Below are 21477 nucleotides of genomic sequence, written 5' to 3'. Positions count from 1 at the left end.
TCACCTGAAGCGATACACCAGATAGGGGAGCCCGCCCGGCTCCTGGCCGAGGTAGACAAGCTCAAGAGACGGTGGCTGAAATGACGGCCGTCCAGCATTGAACAGCGGTGCAAACAACGATTCCAGCTGGGGACGCGCGCTGAGCAGCTGGAGATTTGCCACCAGATAGTCGACCCGATGCTCCCTGGCGAAGGCAATGATTTCCGCCACGTCCGCCTGCGGCGGCAGCACGTACGGATGCCCGGAATAGAAGCCAACCCGCCCGGAGCGGGTCATGATCATCGTCCCCCGCGGCAGGAGCGTGCGCAGCCGCAATCCTACCAGCTTATCGTCATAACGGCCGCCATCCTGGGTGTAGTTGTAAGGCTGGCCACGATCGGCCGGGAGCTGGGCTGCCACCAGGTAGCCGGCATAGATGAGCACCAAGGCGCCCCCAACCGCTCCGGCACTAAACGGCGCAAGCCTGCGGGAGCCGAAGCGGTCGGCAAAACGCCCTTCGAGCCAGACCATCCCGTGGGCGGCGAACAGCAGCAGGACCGGCAGGTACGGCTGGGTATACTCGGGGCCGATGAAGAAGAAAAGAATAATGACTGCCAGGGGAGCGAAAGTCGCCAGCAGATAGCCGCGCCTAAGCAAAACGCTCTCGCCGCGCCAGCCGATCACACCGCCAAGGAGCGCCAGCATCCAGAGAAGGGGCGGCAGCAGCTGCTCCAAGCAATCGCGGGAATTATTGCCGAGATTGTGCCAGAGGTATCCGGGATATTCCCGGAAGAGGTCGAGATAGCCGACCGCAGCGAAATGGGGATCGAGCTTCAGATCCGGCCGCTGCAGATAGTAGCTCAGCCCGTCCGCCAAAGCGATCCGAGTCTTGCCGGTCAGCGCCCAGTTGCCGGTATAGTGATGCAGGGCGAAAAAATAGGGGGCAAAAGCCACCCAGAAGCTCCCCCAGCTCAACAACAGCAAGCGGAAGGCCCCGACAGGAAATTTCCGCCTGACGATACCCACCAGAATGACCGCGCTGACAGCGGCAAAAACCAGCACCCCCTCCGAGCGGGTCAGATGGGCCAGCGCCAGGGCAACACCTCCGGCAATGGCCGCCAACGCCGAACGTCTGGTGACGGCGAACCAGAGCCAGTACACTCCGAGCAGCATCAGGGTGATATAGGTCGCCTGGCTCATCACCTCGTTCGACCACCCCCTGAGGGACGGCCAGACAATAGTCAGGACGCCGGCCAGCAGTGCTACCCGCCAAGCAAAAAATTCCCTCCCCAGCAGGTAGAGAGGGACCGCCAGCAGGCTCCCCATGACGATCGAGACGAGCTGGCCAGCCAGTTCGTAATCGCCGACCAACGAGGCAACGCCCCCCACCAGCAGCGGATAAAAGGGCGGATAGTGGGTAGCCCGGGCCAGCCCTTGGCCGGTCATGATATCCCGGGCGATATCCACATAGGCAATGCCGTCAGCAGAGATAACCCGGAAATACTGCATGAACCAGAGCCGGATCGCCAGGGCGGCAACCACCAGCAGCCCCATCAGCAGCCAGTCCCGGCGCGCCAAACGACACGTTGTCTCAGTCATATGCTCCTCAGAAAGGCGCTCCGCAGCAGCCCCAGCCGGTTGCCACGGAACTGGCAGGCAGTCTTCAGCACCCCCAGGCCATAGACCACGCTTCGTCGGAAATTGATCGAAGAGGCTTCGGCAAAGTACTTGGTCGGACAGCTCAGCTCGCCAAGCCGAAAACCGGCCCAGACGAGTTGGGCGAGCATCTGGTTATCGAAGACGAAGTCGTCCGAATTGAGCTCCAGCGGCAACCGCTCAAGGACCTCCCGGGAGAATGCCCGGTAGCCGGTATGGTATTCCGAGAGCTTCTGGCCGAGCAGAATGTTCTCGATTAAGGTGAGCAACCGGTTCGCCAGGTACTTGTAGCGGGGCATCCCCCCCTTCAGGGCACCGGGGCCAAGAATCCGCGAAGCCAGCACGGCGTCGAACTCGCCATAGGCGATCATCGACGCCAGCGCCGGTACCAGATGGGGGGTGTACTGGTAATCGGGATGCAGCATCACCACGATATCCGCACCGGTGTCCAGAGCGGCCTGATAGCAGGTTTTCTGGTTACCGCCGTAGCCGCGGTTCTGTTCGTGGACGACGGTCCTGATACCGAGCTGGCGGGCCACCGCGGCGGTATCGTCGCGACTTGCGTCATCGACAAGCAGCACCTCGTCAACCACCTCGAACGGAATCTCCCGATAGGTCATTGCCAATGTCTTCGCCGCATTGTACGCGGGAAGAACCACCACAATCTTCTTGCCATTTAACACGTTGCAATCCCCTCTTCATGGTTTCCCAGGTTACTACTTTGCCCCGGCCAGTGCGACCAGGCATCGAATTACGCCATTCGCCTTGCCGGGAATCGGCAGAGCCGACCGTGCCGGGTACCGTCAGCCGGCCAAGCCGCTACCGTCTCGGCCGGCGTCAAAATCCGTCAGCTTACCGAGCCTCCGCCACCGTCCCCTCCTCGCCGAGGAGCGCCTGCACTTCGGCGGTATAGGTTAACCGGACGTCGCGGACCACCAGCGGCGAAAGGACCCGCAGGTCGCCATGGCGCCCTTTGGCGAATTCCAGCATGACCATCCGGGCCTCCGTCTCCGCCGTACCGTGCACCAGGCGAAGCCGGAGCGGCGCCAGCTTCTGCCGTGCGGCCTCTGCTAGGAGCTCCGGCAGCCGCGAGGGGTGGTAGATGAAGCAGATCCGGCCGGTCGGCTTCACCAAGTACTTGGCGGCGGCCAGAAAATCGGCCAGGGTGGCGGTCGATTCGTGGCGGGCGTCGTCCCGCCCCCGCTTTGGGCTGACCTTGCCGCTCCCCCGCCGCCGGTAGGGGGGGTTGGAGAGGACCAGGTCGAAACTGGAGACCGGGAACCGTCGGCGCAGGGCCAGCACATCGTCGTGACACAGCATGATCCGGTCGTCGAGACCATTGAGGGCGATATTGCGCGCCGCCAGCGCAGCCAGCCCGTCCTGCATTTCGACGGCGACAAAGGTGGCGTCGGGACACCGCCGGGCGAGAATCAGCGGGATGATCCCGCTGCCGGTGCCGAGATCGATCGCCCGCTCGCCGGCGCCCAGCGCGGCGAAGGCACAGAGGAGCAGCGGATCAAGCGAAAAGCGGTAGCCGTCCCGGGCCTGAATGATCCGCAGCCCGTGGGCACGCAGCTCATCTACGGTCTCCTCACCCCTCACGCCCCCTCCGTTTGCGCAGCCGCCATTCCCTCCCTAGCATGACGGCAAAAATGGCCAAGGATGCCAGCGTAAAGTATTTGCCGACCTTGAACGGCAGCGGATTGAAACTAAACTCCACCCGGTGGATTCCCGGCATGAGGTAGACACCACGAAGGATATGGTCCACCGGATATATCCCCACAGGCTTCCCGTCCACCCGCGCATACCACCACCGGTAGTATTTCTCACCGAGTACGAGAAGAGCATTCGACGACGCAGTTGCCTCGACGACAATCCGATCAGGAGCATAAACCGTGACCCGAGCGCTGCCCGCAGAAGCTAACTTCCCGACGGGAGCAAGGGGAAACGGCGGCGGGCTTTCCGTGAGAGCGATCTGGGCTGGCTGGAAGTTGGGATTTGAGTTCATGATGCTAAGCTGTTGCCGAGAGTCTGGCACTTCTGCCACCGAAGGGACGAGCCATGCCTTCGGTAGGACCGTTCTGTTTTCCAACACCAGAGAGCCGTTGGAGGAGGCAAATACTGGCTCATACTTGCTCGCCATCACCCTCTTCTGGGCTTCGTAATCGGCTGAGGGCATTATCAGATACTTAAGATTCATGATATCCGGCATTCCACTCATCAAGTTGAAACTCTCTAGGAACTCCTTGTAACGTCTCTCACTGATGGTGACATAGGCTGAGACATTGGCAAACCCGTAGTCCGCATAATAGTGGGCATTCTCGCCATTCAGCGGCTGCATTCGATAATGATCGATGCGGGGCTCGAGAAACCGGACGATATCGTTCTGGGCCACCTTGCGGTCGGCTTGTGGCGGGGCCGTAAGAATAAGAAAATGATGATTTACCCGCCAGAGATCACCGATGAGCAAAAGCACCAGTAAAGGCAGGATCGCCTTTACCGGAAGCCACTTTTTGAACCAAGCGACAAGGATAACCAGATAAAGTGAAGCGACACCGAACGCGATGGCTGTTTCGCGAAGCATGAATTCGTAGCGCTGCGGCATCAGTTCCCCAACATTTTGCTGATATCGGGTAGGAGCAGCTATGTATTCTGCCGCGTTTTCAGCCAGCCATCCCGCCCCCCCCCTAAGGAGAAACCATAACACCCCAACTGCTGCCACACACAATGTGGCCCCCACGAGCCACCACTTAACTTTCTTCCGCTCTGCAATCCCCCCACTCAGCAGATCAATCCCTCGTCCGGCTAGTACCGCTGCGCCAAATGCGAAAAGAAAGAGTATCATTTTCGGCACTCGAAACTTGGAAAAAGCGGGAAGATATTCAAACATGAACCGGTAGACGAAAGTGTATTTTCCCAAGGCCATAACCAGAGTAACTGCCATGAGAAATGTTAGGAACCAAGTATAGCGATCCCGACGAAAGAGGAGCGGCAGTGGAAGCAAAAACCAGGGGAGTAACCCGAGGTAGTCATTGGTCTGGGTAAAACGCATTCTTCCCCAGTAATAAACCTGCCCCGGGGCGGGGACATCCCCGCCCTCCTGGCGAGAAAAGCCCAGTAGCCCAGGAACGAAGTAGGTGAGAATCTCTTCTGGCGGCATCGACCAGCTCATTCCCTCTTCATAACCAATTCCCTTCTCCGTGCCAGCTACCGAAACAGAGCTAGCGCCCCGCTCGGACTGCTGCGACCAACTCACCAGCGGAGCAAAAGACATGGCGATGGTGCTAAAAAAGAGGATCACCATGACTATCGCCAGGCTCAAATCCTTACAAAACGGCTTTGTGTAGCCCCGCCGCTCCGCTAAAAATCTCGCCCCTGCGTGCCAACACCAATACATTCCCACAGCAAGACAACTGTAAAACGATATCTGCCAGTGCATGTGGAAAAACTGTATGGCAAGCATGAGGGCCGCCAGAGCGTAATGAAAGAGACGGCCGCTCCGTAACGCCTTCTCCAGGAACAACAAAACCCAGGGGAACCAGCAGATTGCTTCCAGTTTCTGAATATGCCCCGCATTGATAAGGGACGCATTCTCCGTGCAGAGCACGTAAAGGAGACCGGCGACGAACGCCCCGAAGGGGCCGGTGCCGATCAGCCGGCAATAGAGAAAAGTTCCGGCGGCTCCCCAGCACATGGCAAAGATCACCAACCACCCAATGCTCGAGGGGAAAGGAAAAAAGTGTTGGATGAGGTAGCGGTGGACCAGCAGATTGATTGCGTTCCACCCTCCCTCCAAGGTACGTCCACCGTCGCTCAGCGGATCCCAATCGGCACGAAAGATATCCGGGAATGACCGGATATAGGCCAACAGTGACTGCTCCTTGACAGCCTTCACATTCCAGAAAAGCTGGGTAATGACGTCAGATGCACGGATAATCTTGTCGGTAAACAGCATCGGGCTGAAAACCGCAATCAGAGTAACCGCCAGCAGGGTTATCCAGAACCAGTTCTGCTCAGGGAGCGACCGTTTATTGCTCTCCATGTAGCCTCCGATTGTCTTAATTAATTCAGAGCTTACAAACTCACACTAGACTGCTTCTTCTCAAACAGAGAGGTAGACTTCCCTCAAATCGCTCCGATAGCGCTCCACCGTATGACGTTCGGCTTCACGCCCCCCCCCCTCCCTGATGTGCGCGGCGACATCAGGATTACAGTAAACCGAACAAATCTTTTCCGCCAGATCGCTTGGGTTCTCCGATTGAAACAGGATTCCCGTCTCCCCGTCCCTGATGCGTTCGTTCAGCACCGGTGCATCGCTTGCCACAACCGGAAGTCCCATCATCCAAGCCTCATACAGACAAATCGGCCCCTCCTCCGAACGCGAAGGGATCACCATCATATCGAACTGAGCGTAAGCTTTGCCCGGCGGATCGACGAATCCGAGGAATGAAACTATATCCTCCAGACCAAGCGTCGCAACGAGCTTTTCGAGTTCCATTCGGGCTGGGCCATCACCTGCTATCAACACTCTAAAATTGCTGATACGCTCCCGCAACAGGGGAAGTGCTCTAATCAATACATCACACCCCTTGATTTTGCTGAGTCCGCCAACATACCCGATGACAAGGGGGTTGTCTCCCCCTAAGCAGCAACGGGCAGAGTGACCACTCCTGCAAGTGCTGGCAAAAGCTAGGCGCGCCGGATCAACAAAATTATCGATAACCCTAATGGCTGAAGGGATAACCAGACACCGCTTAACGAGGAACTGCTTTCGGTAATTCGAAATCGTGATAAAAAGATCGAAGTAACCACTGAATATTTTCAGGAATGCCGCATACCAACGGGAGTAGTCAAATACCCCACCATGTTCATGGGCAATTATTTTGATCGTCGGATGAAAAAACTTCTTGATCACTAGGCCAAGGATGATGGATTTGTTGCCATTGAGATGAAGAATCGTAACCTTTTTCTCTCTGACAAAGCGAAGGATCTCAAAAAATGGGCGCAAACTGTAGCGCCACTTCGCTCGTGAATAGAACACATTGGGTTCGCACCGGTCCTCCATGCCGAACCGGTCATTAATATTTCTCAAGAAAAAGAAATCCATCTCGATTTGTTCGTCAACAAGATGGCGGATCAGAGTATAGGCAATTGTCTGGACGCCACCGAACCCAGACTTATCCACAAGGTAGAGGACTCGTTTTCCCTCAACCATATCAAACTTCTCCGTTGCGACAGCAGCCATGAATGCGGTTATCCCTAATCATAATTTTAATGAATGATGTGCCCATACTGCGCCACAAAAATCAACTCAGAACCGACAGAGATTATCTCATTCCCAACTTTCGCTTCAGTGTCGCAAGCAAAACGCCACGAGCAAAAAGACGTTCCAAGGGTATGGGGAATTTCTTCCCGGCCTGTTCCCGACGTTTAGCCAAAAGCCGGGGCAGCGCAGCAAGGACTGCCCATCTGGCGCGGCCAGCTGCGCCACCACGGCCTTTCAGCAAGGCGACCAGAAACGCGGCCAAATCTGCCAGCAGAATCCGTGGGAGATGCTTCACCAGAAGTCGAGTCGGCCAATCCTTCAGAAGCACATACCATTTGTTGCGATGAATATGATAGATGGTAAAAGGACTTCCTGTGCCGCTCGTAGCCGAATGAACATGACGGACAACGGCACGGGGAGCAGTCATGCAGCGCCAGCCGCCGAGCTGCCCGCGCCACGCCAAGTCAAAGTCCTCACCATAGGCAAAGAAATCGGCATCGAAAAAACCGATCTCGTCGATCATTTCCCGACGATAGAGCGCCGCGCCAGCGGAGGGTCCAAAAACATCTCGCGGCTCGTCCCACGGCCTCCCAACCGGAGCACCATGACCGAGGCAGTAACCGATTCCGTCAGCACCGGGGGCGATCCCTGCAGCATCAATTCGCTCGGGGTCGTAGAAGTTCACTAGAAGGGCAGCGATCATCCCGGCATCAGGACACCGCTCCGCAGCGACAACAAGCTCCGCGAGAAAATCCGGTTCCGCCAGCGTATCGTTGTTGAGGGTCACAATCAACTCACCCTGCGCAGCGGCCAGTCCACGGTTGTTCCCCTCGGCAAAGCCGAGATTTTTGGGGAGATCTACCACTCTGACCCACGGGAACTCCTCCTGAACGTACCGGGCCGAGCCGTCATCAGAGCCATTGTCAACCAGTACCACTTCGAACCCCCGAAAGGTCTGGTCGGCCAATGCTCCCAAGCACCCGGAGAGAAACCGTATCCCATTCCACGTGAGGACAATGACCGAGACGAGAGGCTTCGGTTCCGTCACCGGTAGTCCTCCCGGAGAAAGTTTTCAGCAATCCCCCAGTCGAAAGCACGCCGCGCAGCGGAGCAAATTGCCCCCCGGTCCGCCGGCGCACCATTCAGCACCCGTCGGATCTCCGCCGTCATCTCCCGATACCCAGCCACCACGGTCAGCCCCTCCTCAGGCCCAACGTCTATCCCCTCCGCCCCCGCAGGGAAGGCGACCACAGGGGAACCATTCAGAAGCGACTCTAGTACTTTCACCTTGATCCCGGCGCCGAGGGTGATCGGAGCGACGGTGAGGAAGGCCCCAGCCAGGTACGCAGCCGGATCGTTTACGAAACCAGTGACCGTCACTCCGTCGCGGCCGTCGAACTCCCGAAGCCGGTCGTGGGGGCGGGCACCAACCACACAGAACCCCAGTTGCGGGAACTCCCTGCGCAACTGCGGCCAGCAGTTCCGGATAAACGAAATGGCCGCGAGGTAGTTCTCCGGACGATCCATCGCGCCGTAGTAGACCAGGTAACGACCGGAGGCTGGCGGAGCGGAGACCGACGCCCCGGCAGCAACGGGCTGTGCGTACGGGACCACCACGCGCACCCTCGCTCGATGCCGAGGAATCAACGCGGCATCCTTGCGATTGAGCACGATCACCCGATCGGCGCAGCCAAGGAAGCGATTCTCGCTCCGCCAAGTCATTATCAGGTCCAGGTCCCGCCAAAGGTTCACGAAAAGGCACGAGCGGGCTTCCCGATACTTTTTCTGGAAGACGATGTCATGAGCGACGTAGCAGACCCGCTTCTGCGGGTACTTCCTTTTGACGTAGCAGGCCCAAGGCAGAAGCTCCGTGAACTCCATATGGACAAGGTCGCACCCTCCGATATGCTCGTCGATGAGCTGGCCGAAGCCGGGACTACGGCGGGCTGCGAGGGTCGGTGAGAGGTGCCAGCCGCGCAGGACGTTCGCCAGCTTCTCGCCAAAACCGAAGGGGTGCAACACGATTTTCTCGCACAGCGGCTCCAGCGCCCGGAAGTCCTTCTCATCGTAGCCGTTGAAGGCGAACGAGAGCAGGACGATCCTATGCCCCAGCCCATGGAGGGTCTCCACGAACTTAAACGCAGTCTTCTCACCGGCGGCCTTCGCCATCGACGGCAGCCGCGGATAGAGCGCCAGGATTTTTGGTCGTGCGTCCGTCATGAGGTCAGAACCGGCGTCTGAGCATTGAGATTCGCCTCCTCCTTCGCAACAACCGGAGGGGCGGTGATGAACTCCATGCAGCTCTCCAGCAGACAGCCGCCGGCGAAAGCCCCCTTGTGGCAGACTAGGTAATCGAGTTCCGGGTGCGCGATAGGGCCACGGCTGGAAAGGCGGAACGCGTGGGTATTAAAGATGTTATTCAACAGCACTATTCCACTCCAAAGCGATAGAGATGCGGGACGCAACGGTAACGGCTGGCACCACCCTTGGAGCGGGATATAGCGTTGGGGTAACGATGACCCAGGTCATCTCGGCACCGGAGCAGAAGGCACACAGCCGGTGCCAAATCGGCGTATCCCTGATCACCTCTCTGGCAGCGCCCGCCTTGAGTATGCTGGTCCCGAAGCGGTCCGGACCGCCGCCCCCTCAAGGGGATGACATAGTTTGTAGCCATCAAGATAGATGCAGTCGGTATGGACGTCTCTATCGGCCATCGGAACACCATTTGGTTCAGTCCCCGGAGCCGCCGGCTCACGGTTCCGGCAGTGGCCCAGCCTTCCCCCGCAGGAAATCGAGGATCCCCCTCAGGCCTGCACGGGCGCACGCCAGCCGCCCCTTCTTCAGGTTCACCAGCACATGTTCGAAAAGGTCGTAACAAAGCGCCGCCCACAGCTTCGCCGGGAAATTACGGCGTACGAAATAGAGCCGGTTGCGCGCCGTATAGTAGACCAGCCGCGGCGAAGCGGCACCGCCGGAGCTGACCGATTCCTTGTGGCGAACTACCGAGGCCGGCGCATAGAGGAGCTTCCAACCGACGCAGACGGCCCGGGCGCTCCAATCGACATCCTCAAAGTAGAGGAAGAGCCCGTCGTCCAGCAGCCCCACCTCTGCCATCATCTCCTTGCGGGCCAAGAGGCTGCAGCCGGTGACGTAGCCGGTCTCGGCCACCCGGTCGTTCTGCCCGGCGTCCCGCTGGCGTAGCCCCTGGTGATACGGCCGGTGCGGCTGCTCCGGGTCAAGAACCGCTCCGGCGAACCAGAGCAGCCCGGTGTCGTCATGGTAGACGATCTTGCTCCCGACCATCCCAGCCCGTGGATCGCTTTCCGCCACCCGAACCAGTTCCGTAAGGGCATCGGGCGCCACGACCGTGTCGTTGTTCAGAAGCCAGACGTATTCCGCACCGCTGGAGAGCGCATGGCGGATGCCGGCGTTATTCCCCCCGGCGAAGCCAAGGTTTGCGCCGGTCTGGATGAGTTCTACAGTGGGAAAACGCTTCCGCAGGATCTCCTCTGAGCCGTCGGTGGAACCATTATCGACAACCACGATCCGGAAGTTCGGGTAGGAAAGCTTCTGGCACGACTCGACACACTCGACGGTGTCGCGCCAGCCGTTCCAGTTAAGAAGGATGATCTGGACGAGCGGCTCACTCACCCGCATCGATCTCCACCATAAAAATGCGGCGATAGCAGTTCCCGAAGTTGTAGAAGCGCCTGAATATGCAAATAAGCGGCGACAGCAGGCCGTACGCCTTCGGCGACCTAATCCAAATCCGACTGAACCATTCGCGTATTTTCAGGTTTACGTTCGGAGCCGAACGGACTCGGATCTTTTTCACCACATCTGCGGCCGCCAATTCCAGGAGTGTCGAGATTTCCTGTGCGGTTGGAAGTCCGTTTTCCACATGTTCCACCAGGAACGGATATGCCTCGCCATGTCGCGCGGTGTAAAGGTCGTTCAGCAGCCGGTCGTGCTCCTCAGACTCGTTTCCGCAGGGGACCGCCAGGTAGACCCTTTTCCGTGCGACCCGCAACAGTTCGCTGATGACGGTTGGGCGGTTTGGCGCCGGGACATGCTCCAGCATGTCCACCGAGACAACAATGTCGAAGCTTGAATCGTTGAAGGGAAGATTTTCGCCAGAAAGGAGGACCGGGGTCAAATTAGGGGAAACCGGTTGCTCGAAAGAGACGTCAACACCGGTAACCTTGTGCGGGATGTATGGAGTTATCCCGGTGCAACCGGAGCCGACCTCCAGGATTGAAGCCTCCCCTCCCATCTCAAGGATTGTATCCGAAATCGGGAAATAACGGAGGGCAGCATCAGCATTTTCGAGGCCCTGTCGCCCCTGAAAGAAGATACCCTGTAAAAGTCGAAAGTACGTTTTCCGTAGCAAAGAGAGCATCGTTACCCATGGTGCTTACGCACTAGCAATGAACATTAATTTCTTTGTTTCAGAATAAGCTTAAAACGCGACTTAACGTTATTATTCGCCAGCCTGCATAAAAGGCTGGCCAAGCCTCCACACCAGGATGTTTCTAGGTTTGTTATTTACGGGCAACAACTTTCCACCCCCAAGGGTCAACTTTATCCTTGTCCAAGGGGTCGACAAGAATAAGAAACATCTGCACCAATCTCACAATTGATAGGATAAAAATTCTCACTGGCGCAAGAAGAAGTCCGGCAAGATTGATTTTGCCACTTTTTATGCCAGAAGTTGGCATATCTGGCATCGCCCTAGGCACTTCATATGCCCAGCGAAGAAACATGCCCCCTAAAGGAGATACTTCAACACTTTGAAATCCAGCTAACTCACAAATATGTCTCAAACCATACGAAGTATAACGAAAATAATCATATGGTATTTGATGCTCGCCTTGAGACATTGGCGCAGTCAAAAATAACTGCCCGCCAGGCTTTAAGACTCTATAAATCTCTTTCACCGTATCAAAAGGATTACTTACATGTTCAAGAACCTGAGTACAGAGCACAGCATCAAAACATTCATCATCAATTGGCATATTATCTAATGGAGCAATGTAATCCAAATGCCGATAATCCCATGATGAATCCCCAATGCCTAAATCAATTGATTTATAGGTACAATGACTAAAGAGATCCTTATACGCACACTCGCCTGCGCCGGCATCAAGAACTGCCGTACCCGGGGGAAGGCTTCCTGCGACGGATACGACGAATTGACTAACACACCATCTTGCAACGTCAGCCAGTTTCGTCGTCTTCAGAAAATTTTGGTTTCCCATCAGATATCCACCCTACCGGCAAAGACTATTAAATCAAATCAGTCTCTGGCCCAACTGAAGATGCTAACATAGACATAACAACAAGGACCAAAACATATTACTAGCAATTCCAGTCATTTTTCTCTTATTTTTTTAAAATACTCGCCAAACTCGAGTAATGATGCCCGCTCCATAAGAAGCATTGCAAACAAATAAATAGCAATTGACACCAGTGACATAATTGCCAAAGTCATCAGATTAACAACTATAATTTTTTTCATATAAACAACAACACAAACAGACAACAGTACTGCTACTATCTTGTATATCACATTTATAAAAATCTTTATGTTAATATTATTTTTTTGCAATATCCATTTATAAAAATAAGTAAACAGTGGAACAATTATCAATTGTGTCATTGCAGCCCCAGTAAATCCTAACAAAACAACAGATACAACACCTAGCCCCCATTCAAACAATATAAACAAACTGGATATAATTAATAAAATTGAAGGTTTTCCCTGCGCCATTATTGCGCTATACAAAGGAGACGCAATACTAACAACCATAGGAGGAATACAATAACAATAAAAAGCATAAATACCAGGCATCCATTTATCAGTATACACAACATGTATTAATTCAGGACCAAGCGCAATCATTGTAGCCATTATGGGAAACATTATCAAGCTCATGATTTTGATAGAATGTTCAGTTGTCCGTGCTAGTAGTGCCTTGTCATCTTGAAGTTTTGAAAATGCAGGGAACGCCACCCGGCCGAAAGTTTCCGAAATAATCAGCGGCGCATATGCAATGTTTCTGGCCCAGTTAAGATAGCCCACTGCGGCCGCCCCAGCGTAAGCCCCCACAAACAGGGGTGCCACCGCATCTTTGATGAAGTTCAGGATCTGGTTCCCCTGGTACGGCAGCCCGAACCGCACCAGTCCCTTTACCGACTCGAACCGGTAATGAAAACTCGGCCGCCAGCGGGAAAAGGCGTAGATCAGTACTGCGCCAAGGAAACCCCTCGTCACCGCCGCCGCCACAAAGCTCCATGCCTCCCACCCAAGGAAGGCGCCGGTGATGGCGACCCCCTGGAATGCAAGGTTCTCGGTAATATCAACCCAAGCGATCCGATTGAAATCTATCTCTCGTTCCATCAGGATAGCCGGGATCGTCTTGAGCGAGGAAAAGAGGAAGCTCAGTGCCATCGCTCGGATCAGCCAGACCCCCACCGGCGGAAGCGTTGAATAGACCTTCAGCGCCAGGGGCGCCGCCAGCATCACCACCACTACCACACTCCAGACCAGCATCTGCTGCAGCCAGAAGGTAGTGGAAAGCTCTTCCCGGCTCAGGTCCCCCTTCTTCTGAATAAGCGCCGCGCCGATCCCAACATCGCCAAAGGTGGAAAAAAAGGTAACGACAAAGTTAACGATGGCATAGATCCCGAAGATTTGCGGCGCCAGCAACCGTGCAAGGACGATATTCCCCCCGAAGAAAATCAGTTTCACGAGGACCTGGCGGATAAAGAGGGCCACCATCCCCGAAAGCGATTTCTTCTTCAGATCCAGAAATGCGCCGGAGTCGAGCGACGGTTTTGCATCCCCAGGTGGCGGATCGAGAATATTATTCATATGAGGGCGCTTCACCAGCAGGTCCTCGTTTCGCCAACCGCGGAACCGGTTCCCACTCCGCTGTGTCCAAGTATCAGTCCAGACAGCATTCTGCGTCACAATTTTCGGTGCACTGCGTGTTTCCCATTATTTTTCCCGGGCTGCGGCGATCTCCTCGACGTCCATAAGAGTTCATCCGTTGCCCCAAATACCACCAGACAGCCGTAATAGAGGAAGAGCCGCCACCCATGGGGGGGTCCCGCTAGAGATGGTCGATCCGCCCAGTGTTGAAAGAAAACGAGCGGCGGATGAAGAAACCATGCACCTCGTACCCCTTCGCCAGGAACTGTTCGGCAAGATACGAACCGTTCTAGCCAGTAAGGCCGGCGTTAAGGGCTCTTTTCATCATGGTTGTTCTCCCTGCTCCTCTTCATCCTGCCCGGCATTGCCCAGCCCGACCGTATAGATCGCCTCGGGAGGCACGCCGCGTTCGAGCAGCTCATGGTGCAATGCTTTCTGCCGCTTCAGCGAGGTGATAACGATCCGATGATTGCCGGCCAACAGGCCGATCGCCACCGGCACCACCGGCTTGCCGAAGAACTGCTGGCCGTCGGCCGCCTCTTCGTCCATCAGCAACGAGAGCTCCAGCTCCGCCTCGCGCAACGACAGGTAGGCGATCTCGGCCACCTCGCCGCCGCCGCAGAAGGCGACCCGGGTCACACCTTCAGCTTTGAGCCGGTGGAACAGTTGCTGATAGTCACGGCGGGCATAACGATAGAGGTTGGTGAAATAATTCAGGTGCTGGTAGGCTAGGCGGCTCTTCTCGGCGATCCCCCGCGGAGTGAGCAGGTAGGCATAGCGATTGCGCGGGAAGGCCTTCACCCGCACGAATCCTTTGGCGACCATATGCTTCAGGTAGGAGTTGACCAGCCCCAGGGCGATGCCGAGCCGTTTTGCCAGCTCCCGCTGCGACAGGTTTTCGTCACTGGCAATCTCGTTCAGCAGAAGAAAGGAGCGATACGATTCACTCTCTTTATCGCTAGCGTCGTTCATATGGTGAACATACACCAGCGGACCGCCGAATGCAACGGAAAATCGGCACTTTGCCCCCGTCCGGACCGCTACCGCCCCTCCTCCGCCAGCGCCGCCGTCAACCGCGCCGCAGCCTGACGGTCCAGCGCGGTCAACGCCGGCAGCAAGGCAACGGCCCCCGCGCGGTCGCCGAGCTTGAGCCGGGTAATCCCCAGATTGAGTAGCGGATCGGGATTGGCCCGCAGCAGCCGCACCGCGGTGACAAATTCGCTGGCCGCTTCAGCCAGCTTACCCTCCCGGAAGAGGATCACCCCGAGATCGTAGTGGGCATCGCCGTATTCCGGCAGTTCGGCCAGCGCCCGGCGATGCATCCGTTCGGCTGCGGCAAGATCCCCCCGCCGCTCGTAGAGGATGCCGAGGTTGGTGTAGACCTTCTCGTAATGGGGATTGAGCTGCAAGGCCTTCTGCAGCGCGGCAAAAGCTTCGGCCCCCTTGCCCAGGTCATCGTAGGCGGAGCCGAGATTGTTGTAAGCTTCGACATAATCGGGCCTGGCCTGGATGGCCCGCTGGAAATAGTCGACGGCCACCGCCGGCTCCCCGCGAAGGTAGTAGATATAGCCGATATTGGTCAGCACCTGGGCGTCGGTCGGCGCCCGGCGGACCGCCTCGAGAAAGAGCGGCAGCGCCCGGTCCGGTTCACCCCGTTCCAGCAGCTCGGTGGCCCGGCCGGTAAGGCCGACCAGCGAGCGGGGATTGACCTGCAGGACATGTTGGTACAGGGTCCGGGTTGACCGCCAGACCCGGCTCTGTTGCCAGGTCAGCGGAACGAGCGCAATCAGAACGGTGGCCAACACCCCCCGGGCGAGCAATGCCGGTTTGCCGGTCAGCCAAGCCAGCGGCGCCGCCAGCAGGAGACAGAGGCCGGCCCCCGGCGCGTAAAGGTAGCGATCGGCAGCGAAATAGGCCACATGGCCGGCAATGTTCGAGGTTGGAAGCCAGAAGAGCGCCGTCCAGGCGAGGGCGAAAAAGACCAGCGGCCGGCGACGGAACGAACGCCAGCCGAGCCAGCCGGCGCTGCCGATTGCCAGGAAGGTGGCGCCAATCCACGGATCGAGCCAGCCGGCGGGAGCAGCAAAAGTATATTCGGGAGAGAGGTCGAGCGGCAGGAAAAATTTGCCGAGCGAAAAGCTCCACGACTTGAGCACCAGCCGGAAATAGGCCGCCAGCCGCCAGTCACCGTAGCTCTCCATCTTGATCATCGCCCGGCGGACTTCTTCAGCGAAACCGGGGTCGGTCAACAGGTGGATATACCAGCCGGCGAGCGCCACCACGCCAGCCAGCGCAGCCGTGGTCAGCAACCGGCGATGCCGCGCCAGCAGCTGCTGCTCCGGCGGCACGAAGGCAAACTCGTAGGCGAGAAACACCGCCGGGAGAACAAGGGCATTCTGCTTGGCAAACAGCGCCAGGGCCAGCGCGCCGGCCGCCGCGAGCAGCCAGGGCCAGCGTCGGGGGAGACGATCGAGGAACCGCCCATAGCAGAGAAGCGCCATCAGGCAAAAGGCCAGGGCAAGACTGTCCTTGCGGTGGGAGACGTTCGCCACCACCTCGACATTGACCGGTTGGACGAGAAACAAGAGCGCCGCCCCCCAGGCGACCGCCCGGCCGCCGCCGCAGCGCAGGGCCAACAGGAACAGCAGGATGGCGTTCAGGGCGTGCCAGCCGATGTTCTGCAGGTGGTAGCCGGCCGGGGTGAGGCCGAACAGCCGGTAGTCGACGAGGTAGGTCAGTTCCCGCAGTGGCCGGCCCGGATTGTGGTTCTCGATGAAATTGGCCAGCGAACGGATGTCGGGGTTGTTGACGATCACCAGCGTATCGTCGTAGGTCCACTGATTGGCGAACGTCCCACCGTAAAGGAGATAGGCCGCCGCCAGCAGGAGCAGCCACGGCAGCCAGCGTTCCTGCCATGAACAGGTCGTCATCGGCGCCTACCTGCGGCTCCGGCGCGCCCAGCGGCGCAACAGATCGCGATAGACGCCTTCGAGCACCTCGCCGCGGGCCCGCCAAGAGTGCTCCCGCTCGGCCTTTTCCCGGACCAGACCGGCCAGGCGGGTCCGTTCCCCTTCGTTTGCCGCCAGCGTCTCAAGCCGATTCGCCAGGTCGCCGGCATCGCCGAATTGTGCATAGACACCGGTTTCGCCGAGGATCTCGCGATTGACGGGCGTATCGAAGGCAACGGTAGGCAGGCCGCAGGCCATGTAGTTGAACAACTTACCGTTGGCCTCGGTGAGGGAAATCTTGGGAGAAACCGCCAAGTCGCCGGCGGAAAGATAAACGGCCGCCTTGGCGTAGTCGATCCGCCCCGGGAAGGTGACCATGTCATCGACCCCGAGCAGCCGAGCCTGCTCCCGATAGCGCTCTTCCGGGAAGCCCATCACCAGGAAGCGCAGCTTGCTCCCCCGCGCCTTCAAGAGCACCATCGCCGCCAACAGGGTATCGATTCCCTGGTAGCTGTTGAGCACCCCCAGATAGACCACCAGCGGGACAGCGGCAGGGACCTTCAGTCGCTGCCGGACCTCAGCCCGCGGGTACGGCTTGAACACCGCCGTGTCCACCCCGTCGATCAGCGCCGCCACCTTGTCGGCCGGGACCTGCCATCGCTCCAGAAGGTCCGTCCGGCCGGCGCCGGAACTGGTGACAATGGCATCGGCGGCCCGGTTGATCCGCCGCTCGATGGCGGCGAAGCAGCGGTAAAGGAGCGAGCCGGGACGGGCGAAGCCGTGATCGGCCAACTCCATGGTCAGGCTCCCCTGGCAGTCGAACAAAAGCGGCAGCTGAAGGACCTTTTTCAGCAGCAGGCCGATGAACGCCCCCTCGTGCAGGTGGGCATGGATCAGCTGCGGGCGGAACGAGCACGCCGTCTGCCAGGCCTTGAAGAAAAGGAGGAGATCGAGGTACGGCTTGTGCCAGGAGGGGCCGGCGGCGAGTTTGCGGTACCAGGGGATGCGGACGATCCGCCGGGTGGCGATTCCCGGCATGTCGCGGCCGAGGTGATAGGTGACGATCCGCACCTCGTGGCCGCGGCTCGTCAGGGCGTGGGCCTCCTCGTAGATCCGGACGTGACACCCCCGATCGGCAAAAAACGGCGTCGGTGCGAGCATCAGGATTTTCATCGGCAACTCACGGAAAATGTCGGCACAAGGTTTGTCATCGGAACAAGGATCCGGCTAGTCGAGATTGAGCCGTTCGCGAACCGCATAGATCGGCTTCCCCTGGGCCTCGTAATAGGTGCGGGCATTGACCTCGCCGAGCAGACCGAGGGCGATGAACTGCACCCCGGCAAAGAGGAGGAAGGCGGTCAGGATCAAGAGCGGATTGCGGTTCATGCTGACCCCTTCGAAAAGCTTCATGTAGAGCGTCAGCCCCCCCGAAACGACGCCGGCCAGGATCGTGTAGATCCCCCACTTGCCGAACAGCTGGATCGGTTTGGTGGAATAGGTGAGGAGGAACTTGACGGTCATCAGGTCGAGCACCACCCGGGTGGTGCGGGAGATGCCGTACTTACTGGTACCGTGCAGCCGGGGATGATGCCGGACCGGCAGCTCCGCCACCCGCGCCCCGACCTGGGAGGCCAGCGCCGGCACGAAGCGATGCATTTCGCCGTAAAGGTTGACGCCGTCCAGGACCTCCCGGCGATACGCCTTGAGGGTACAGCCGTAATCGTGGAGATGCACCCCGGTCATCCGGGAAATCAGGGAATTGGCAATGATCGACGGCAGGCGGCGATTGATAAAGGTATCCTGGCGGTTTTTCCGCCAGCCGGAAACGACGTCGTACCCTTCGTCGATCTTGGCGCAGAGCATCGGGATGTCGGCCGGGTCGTTCTGCAGGTCGCCATCCATCGGCACGATCACCCGGCCGGCGGCGGCGGCAAAGCCGGCGGCCATCGCCGCGGTCTGGCCGAAATTGCGCCGGAAACGGATCACCTTCACCCGCCGGTCCCGGGCGGCCAGCTCCCGGAGGAGCGGAAAGGTACCATCGCTGGAGCCGTCGTCGACGAGAATCAGTTCGTAATCGAGGCCGCTGTCGCCAAGCGCTGCCACCACCCGGTCATGGAGGGGGGTAACGTTGTCCTCTTCGTTATAGATCGGCACCACTATGCTCAGATCGACCACCGGTTCACCTCTGCTCCTTCATCAGTTTCAGTCGGGCTTTGAGCAGCCGGACGTGCAGTTCGGCCTCGGCCATTTCGTCGGGGAAATCCACCTGGCCAAGCGCCACGAACAGCTGGTAATTGCGCAACGCCGCCGCCAGGTTGCCGCACCGTTCCTCAACGCGGGCCAGAATCTGGTAAGCCCCCACGTTGTAAGAGCTGAGCGCCAGGGCGGCCCGGGCGTGCCGGCGCGCCTCGTCCAGCTCGCCGGTCGCCAGATAGCTCTGGGCAGCCGCCCCCTGTACCCAGGTGGAATCGGCATTGACCCGCACGGCGTGGCGCCACAGGGTGTGTTCGTTGCGCCAATAGCCGTTTTGTATCACGGTCAACAGGGACCATGCAAGGATAAGGGGGACGGCAACGGCACTTGCCCATTTTTTCCTTAGTTGACCGCAGAGGGCCGCTCCGGCAAGCGCTACGCCGGGAAGGCAGAGGTACATGTAGCGATCCGCGGCCAGATAGGCCACCGGCACCAGGTTGGAGACCGGCAGCCAGAAGATCAGGAACCAGCCGATCCCGAAGGCGACCGGCGGCAAACGCCGGCGGAGCAGGACCATCGCCGAAATCAGCGCGACCAGGAGGCCGCCGGCCAGCCAGGCCCACGGTTGCCAGGGGCTGGCGGAAAGGTGAAAAACATACTCGGGTGCCAGACCGAGCGGCAGGACGATCTTCTCCAGATAGAAACCGAACGCGGTAAGGGAACCGAACACCAGCGGCAGATAGTCGCTGGTGGCATTGAAATTGTTCTTCGAATAAACCGTCAGCAGTTGAGCGGGCGAAACCAGCCCCCGGTAATGATAGGCAAGCAGGGCTGCCACCGTACCGGCAACAATCGCCAAAAGCAGCGGCCGGCGCAGCAGCAGGCGGCGCTCCCGGGGAACAAACAGACACTCGGCCAGGACCACCGCCAGCGGCAAGGTGACGGCCGTTTCGTTGGCCAGCAGGGCGCAGCCGAAGGCAGCCAGGGAGCATAGCGCGCCCCACCAGCGGCGTGATCGCTCCGCCGCCACCGCTTTCAGGTAGAGGAGCAGCGCCGAAAGGCAGAAAAAGAGCGCCAGGAGCTCCTTGCGGTGGGCCACGTTGGCTACCGATTCGGCCTGCAGCGGATGGACGAGAAACAGCGCACCGGCCAGCAAGGCAAAGGGGAACTCCAGGCCGACGGCCTGGCAGAGCAGCACCAGCAGAAAACCGTTGGCCGCATGCCAGCCGAGCTGTTGCATCCGATACCCCGCCGGCTGGTCGCCAAACAGGGTATGGTCGACCAGGTAGCTCAGCTCCCGCAGGGGCCGCCCCGGCACCTGGTTGCGCAGGAAGGAGTCGAGGGAGCGGGCATCGGGGTTTTGGACGACCACCGGCAGATCGTCGTAGGTCCACTGGTTGCGGAAGGTATTACCGTAGACCGCCAGCGTGAGCACCAGGCAGACCAGCAATGCTGTCCAGCGGGGCGTGAAAGGCGTTCCCTTCATCGGGCGGCCCCTGTCCGAGGGGCACAATCAGCGGGCCACGCCCCCCCCATCGCCTTGACAGCCCGGACCAACACCGCCGGCTCGCCTGCCCCACCGCGCGCAAAACGCGGCAACAGCACCCCTTTGATAATCCCCGCGCCGTAACAGAGGTGGAGCAGCGGGAAGAGAAGGCAAAGCCGGGGGAACGCCCCCGACAGTCGCGCCCGAAGCGTAGCGGCCAGCGCGGCAGCCAGGACCAGGCCGAGATAGCAGGCGGCGGGCAGCAGGTAGAGCGGCCGGAAGAGCACCGGGGTAGTCAGCAGGTAGAGCAGCAGCAGCGCCGGGGCAAAATCGATCCAGCTCCGGATGCCGCCAATCCGGGTCTGCTCGCCCCGTCCGCGCCCGTAGCCGAAGAACTGCCGGCAGAAGGCGCGCCAGGTGGGACGCTGGCTCCGCCGGACGGCCAGCTCCGGATCATGGATAAACCGCCAGCCGGCCGCCGCCAGCCGATCCAGCAGCTCGTTCTCCTCGTTCGGGTAGAGCCGCTCGTCGAGCCCCCCCTGATCGATAAATACCTGCCGTCGGAACGCCAGGTTACAGAGGATCAACTCCCGCTCGCTGGTCGGTCGCGCCGCGCCGACACGCCGATAGCGGTTGCGGGCCCCACCACCGCCGAATGGCGAAGCCAGGGCCAGACCGATGGCACGCTGGAGGGGCGAGTCGGTGAGCGGGGTCAGGGACGGCCCGCCGACGACCGCCACCCGGGGATCGGCAAAATGTTCGACGGCGTGGCGCAGAAAGAGTGGCGAGACGAGGGAATCATCATCGAGGAAAAAAAGTAGTTCGCCGGCAGCCTGGACCGCCGCCCTATTGCGCTGCCGGCTCGGGCGGCACCCTTCGGCCACCAGAACCTCCAGGCGGTCGGCAGGGTAGTCAACCTCCCGCAGCCTGGTGAGCGACAGGACTTCCCCCCCCGGTTTCACCGGGATAATGATCGAGACGGTAGGACATTCGGTCATGGCTGGGCAAAAGAAAA

19 protein-coding genes are annotated in these 21477 nt (G+C 59.0%); all 19 read right to left on the bottom strand.

What is annotated here, in order from left to right; all coding sequences use genetic code 11:
* The 19 genes from QMN23_RS03500 to QMN23_RS03410 all read right to left on the bottom strand — a co-directional run bounded on the left by QMN23_RS03500 (position 1) and on the right by QMN23_RS03410 (position 21460).
* A complete protein-coding gene (locus QMN23_RS03500; RefSeq protein ID WP_282001796.1) occupies positions 1-1578 on the bottom strand; it encodes an ArnT family glycosyltransferase in 1578 nt (525 codons plus the stop codon).
* Positions 1575-2318: a glycosyltransferase family 2 protein gene (locus QMN23_RS03495; RefSeq protein ID WP_282001795.1), complete on the bottom strand. Its 744-nt coding sequence runs from the start codon at positions 2316-2318 to the stop codon at positions 1575-1577. The genes QMN23_RS03500 and QMN23_RS03495 overlap by 4 nt, the downstream gene beginning before the upstream one ends.
* 169 nt (positions 2319-2487) lie before the next feature.
* Complete coding sequence (locus tag QMN23_RS03490; protein WP_282001793.1) at positions 2488-3237, bottom strand: tRNA1(Val) (adenine(37)-N6)-methyltransferase; 750 nt, start codon at positions 3235-3237, stop codon at positions 2488-2490.
* Positions 3227-5677: a hypothetical protein gene (locus QMN23_RS03485; protein WP_282001792.1), complete on the bottom strand. Its 2451-nt coding sequence runs from the start codon at positions 5675-5677 to the stop codon at positions 3227-3229. Before QMN23_RS03485 ends, QMN23_RS03490 begins: the two co-directional genes overlap by 11 nt.
* Before the next feature lie 60 nt (positions 5678-5737).
* Positions 5738-6880 carry a glycosyltransferase family 4 protein gene (locus QMN23_RS03480; RefSeq protein ID WP_282001791.1) on the bottom strand — a complete coding sequence of 381 codons (1143 nt, stop codon included), beginning with the start codon at positions 6878-6880 and terminating at the stop codon, positions 5738-5740.
* Between the two features lie 82 nt (positions 6881-6962).
* On the bottom strand, positions 6963-7949 hold the full coding sequence (locus tag QMN23_RS03475; RefSeq protein ID WP_282001789.1) for a glycosyltransferase family 2 protein: 987 nt from the start codon (positions 7947-7949) through the stop codon (positions 6963-6965).
* The gene (locus QMN23_RS03470) at positions 7946-9121 is read right to left on the bottom strand and encodes a glycosyltransferase (protein ID WP_282001787.1); all 1176 of its coding nucleotides are present in this window, start codon (positions 9119-9121) and stop codon (positions 7946-7948) included. Before QMN23_RS03470 ends, QMN23_RS03475 begins: the two co-directional genes overlap by 4 nt.
* Positions 9118-9324: a hypothetical protein gene (locus QMN23_RS03465; RefSeq protein ID WP_282001784.1), complete on the bottom strand. Its 207-nt coding sequence runs from the start codon at positions 9322-9324 to the stop codon at positions 9118-9120. The genes QMN23_RS03470 and QMN23_RS03465 overlap by 4 nt, the downstream gene beginning before the upstream one ends.
* Positions 9325-9652: 328 nt before the next feature.
* Entirely contained in the window at positions 9653-10558 is a 906-nt protein-coding gene (locus QMN23_RS03460; RefSeq protein WP_282001782.1) for a glycosyltransferase family 2 protein, read from the bottom strand.
* Positions 10545-11291, bottom strand: coding sequence for a class I SAM-dependent methyltransferase (locus QMN23_RS03455; RefSeq protein ID WP_282001781.1), 747 nt, complete (start codon positions 11289-11291; stop codon positions 10545-10547). The genes QMN23_RS03460 and QMN23_RS03455 overlap by 14 nt, the downstream gene beginning before the upstream one ends.
* A gap of 151 nt (positions 11292-11442) precedes the next feature.
* Positions 11443-12159: a class I SAM-dependent methyltransferase gene (locus QMN23_RS03450; RefSeq protein WP_282001780.1), complete on the bottom strand. Its 717-nt coding sequence runs from the start codon at positions 12157-12159 to the stop codon at positions 11443-11445.
* A gap of 113 nt (positions 12160-12272) precedes the next feature.
* Positions 12273-13790: an oligosaccharide flippase family protein gene (locus QMN23_RS03445; protein WP_282001779.1), complete on the bottom strand. Its 1518-nt coding sequence runs from the start codon at positions 13788-13790 to the stop codon at positions 12273-12275.
* Positions 13791-14016: 226 nt separating this feature from the next.
* A complete protein-coding gene (locus QMN23_RS19675; RefSeq protein WP_432613102.1) occupies positions 14017-14079 on the bottom strand; it encodes a hypothetical protein in 63 nt (20 codons plus the stop codon).
* 80 nt (positions 14080-14159) lie between these two features.
* Entirely contained in the window at positions 14160-14807 is a 648-nt protein-coding gene (locus QMN23_RS03435) for a winged helix-turn-helix transcriptional regulator (RefSeq protein WP_282001778.1), read from the bottom strand.
* Positions 14808-14875: 68 nt separating this feature from the next.
* The gene (locus QMN23_RS03430) at positions 14876-16765 is read right to left on the bottom strand and encodes a tetratricopeptide repeat protein (RefSeq protein WP_282001777.1); all 1890 of its coding nucleotides are present in this window, start codon (positions 16763-16765) and stop codon (positions 14876-14878) included.
* Between the two features lie 6 nt (positions 16766-16771).
* Positions 16772-17956, bottom strand: a complete 1185-nt coding sequence (locus QMN23_RS03425) for a glycosyltransferase family 4 protein (RefSeq protein WP_282001776.1) — start codon at positions 17954-17956, stop codon at positions 16772-16774.
* Positions 17957-18010: 54 nt separating this feature from the next.
* Positions 18011-18958 carry a glycosyltransferase family 2 protein gene (locus tag QMN23_RS03420; RefSeq protein WP_282001775.1) on the bottom strand — a complete coding sequence of 316 codons (948 nt, stop codon included), beginning with the start codon at positions 18956-18958 and terminating at the stop codon, positions 18011-18013.
* Between the two features lie 4 nt (positions 18959-18962).
* Complete coding sequence (locus tag QMN23_RS03415; RefSeq protein WP_282001774.1) at positions 18963-20462, bottom strand: hypothetical protein; 1500 nt, start codon at positions 20460-20462, stop codon at positions 18963-18965.
* Complete coding sequence (locus tag QMN23_RS03410) at positions 20459-21460, bottom strand: glycosyltransferase family 2 protein (protein WP_282001773.1); 1002 nt, start codon at positions 21458-21460, stop codon at positions 20459-20461. Before QMN23_RS03410 ends, QMN23_RS03415 begins: the two co-directional genes overlap by 4 nt.
* Positions 21461-21477: the final 17 nt, after the last annotated feature.

It is taken from the genome of Geotalea uraniireducens (assembly GCF_027943965.1).
Taxonomy (GTDB): domain Bacteria; phylum Desulfobacterota; class Desulfuromonadia; order Geobacterales; family Geobacteraceae; genus Geobacter; species Geobacter uraniireducens.
This window is presented reverse-complemented; position numbering and strand designations above follow the sequence as displayed.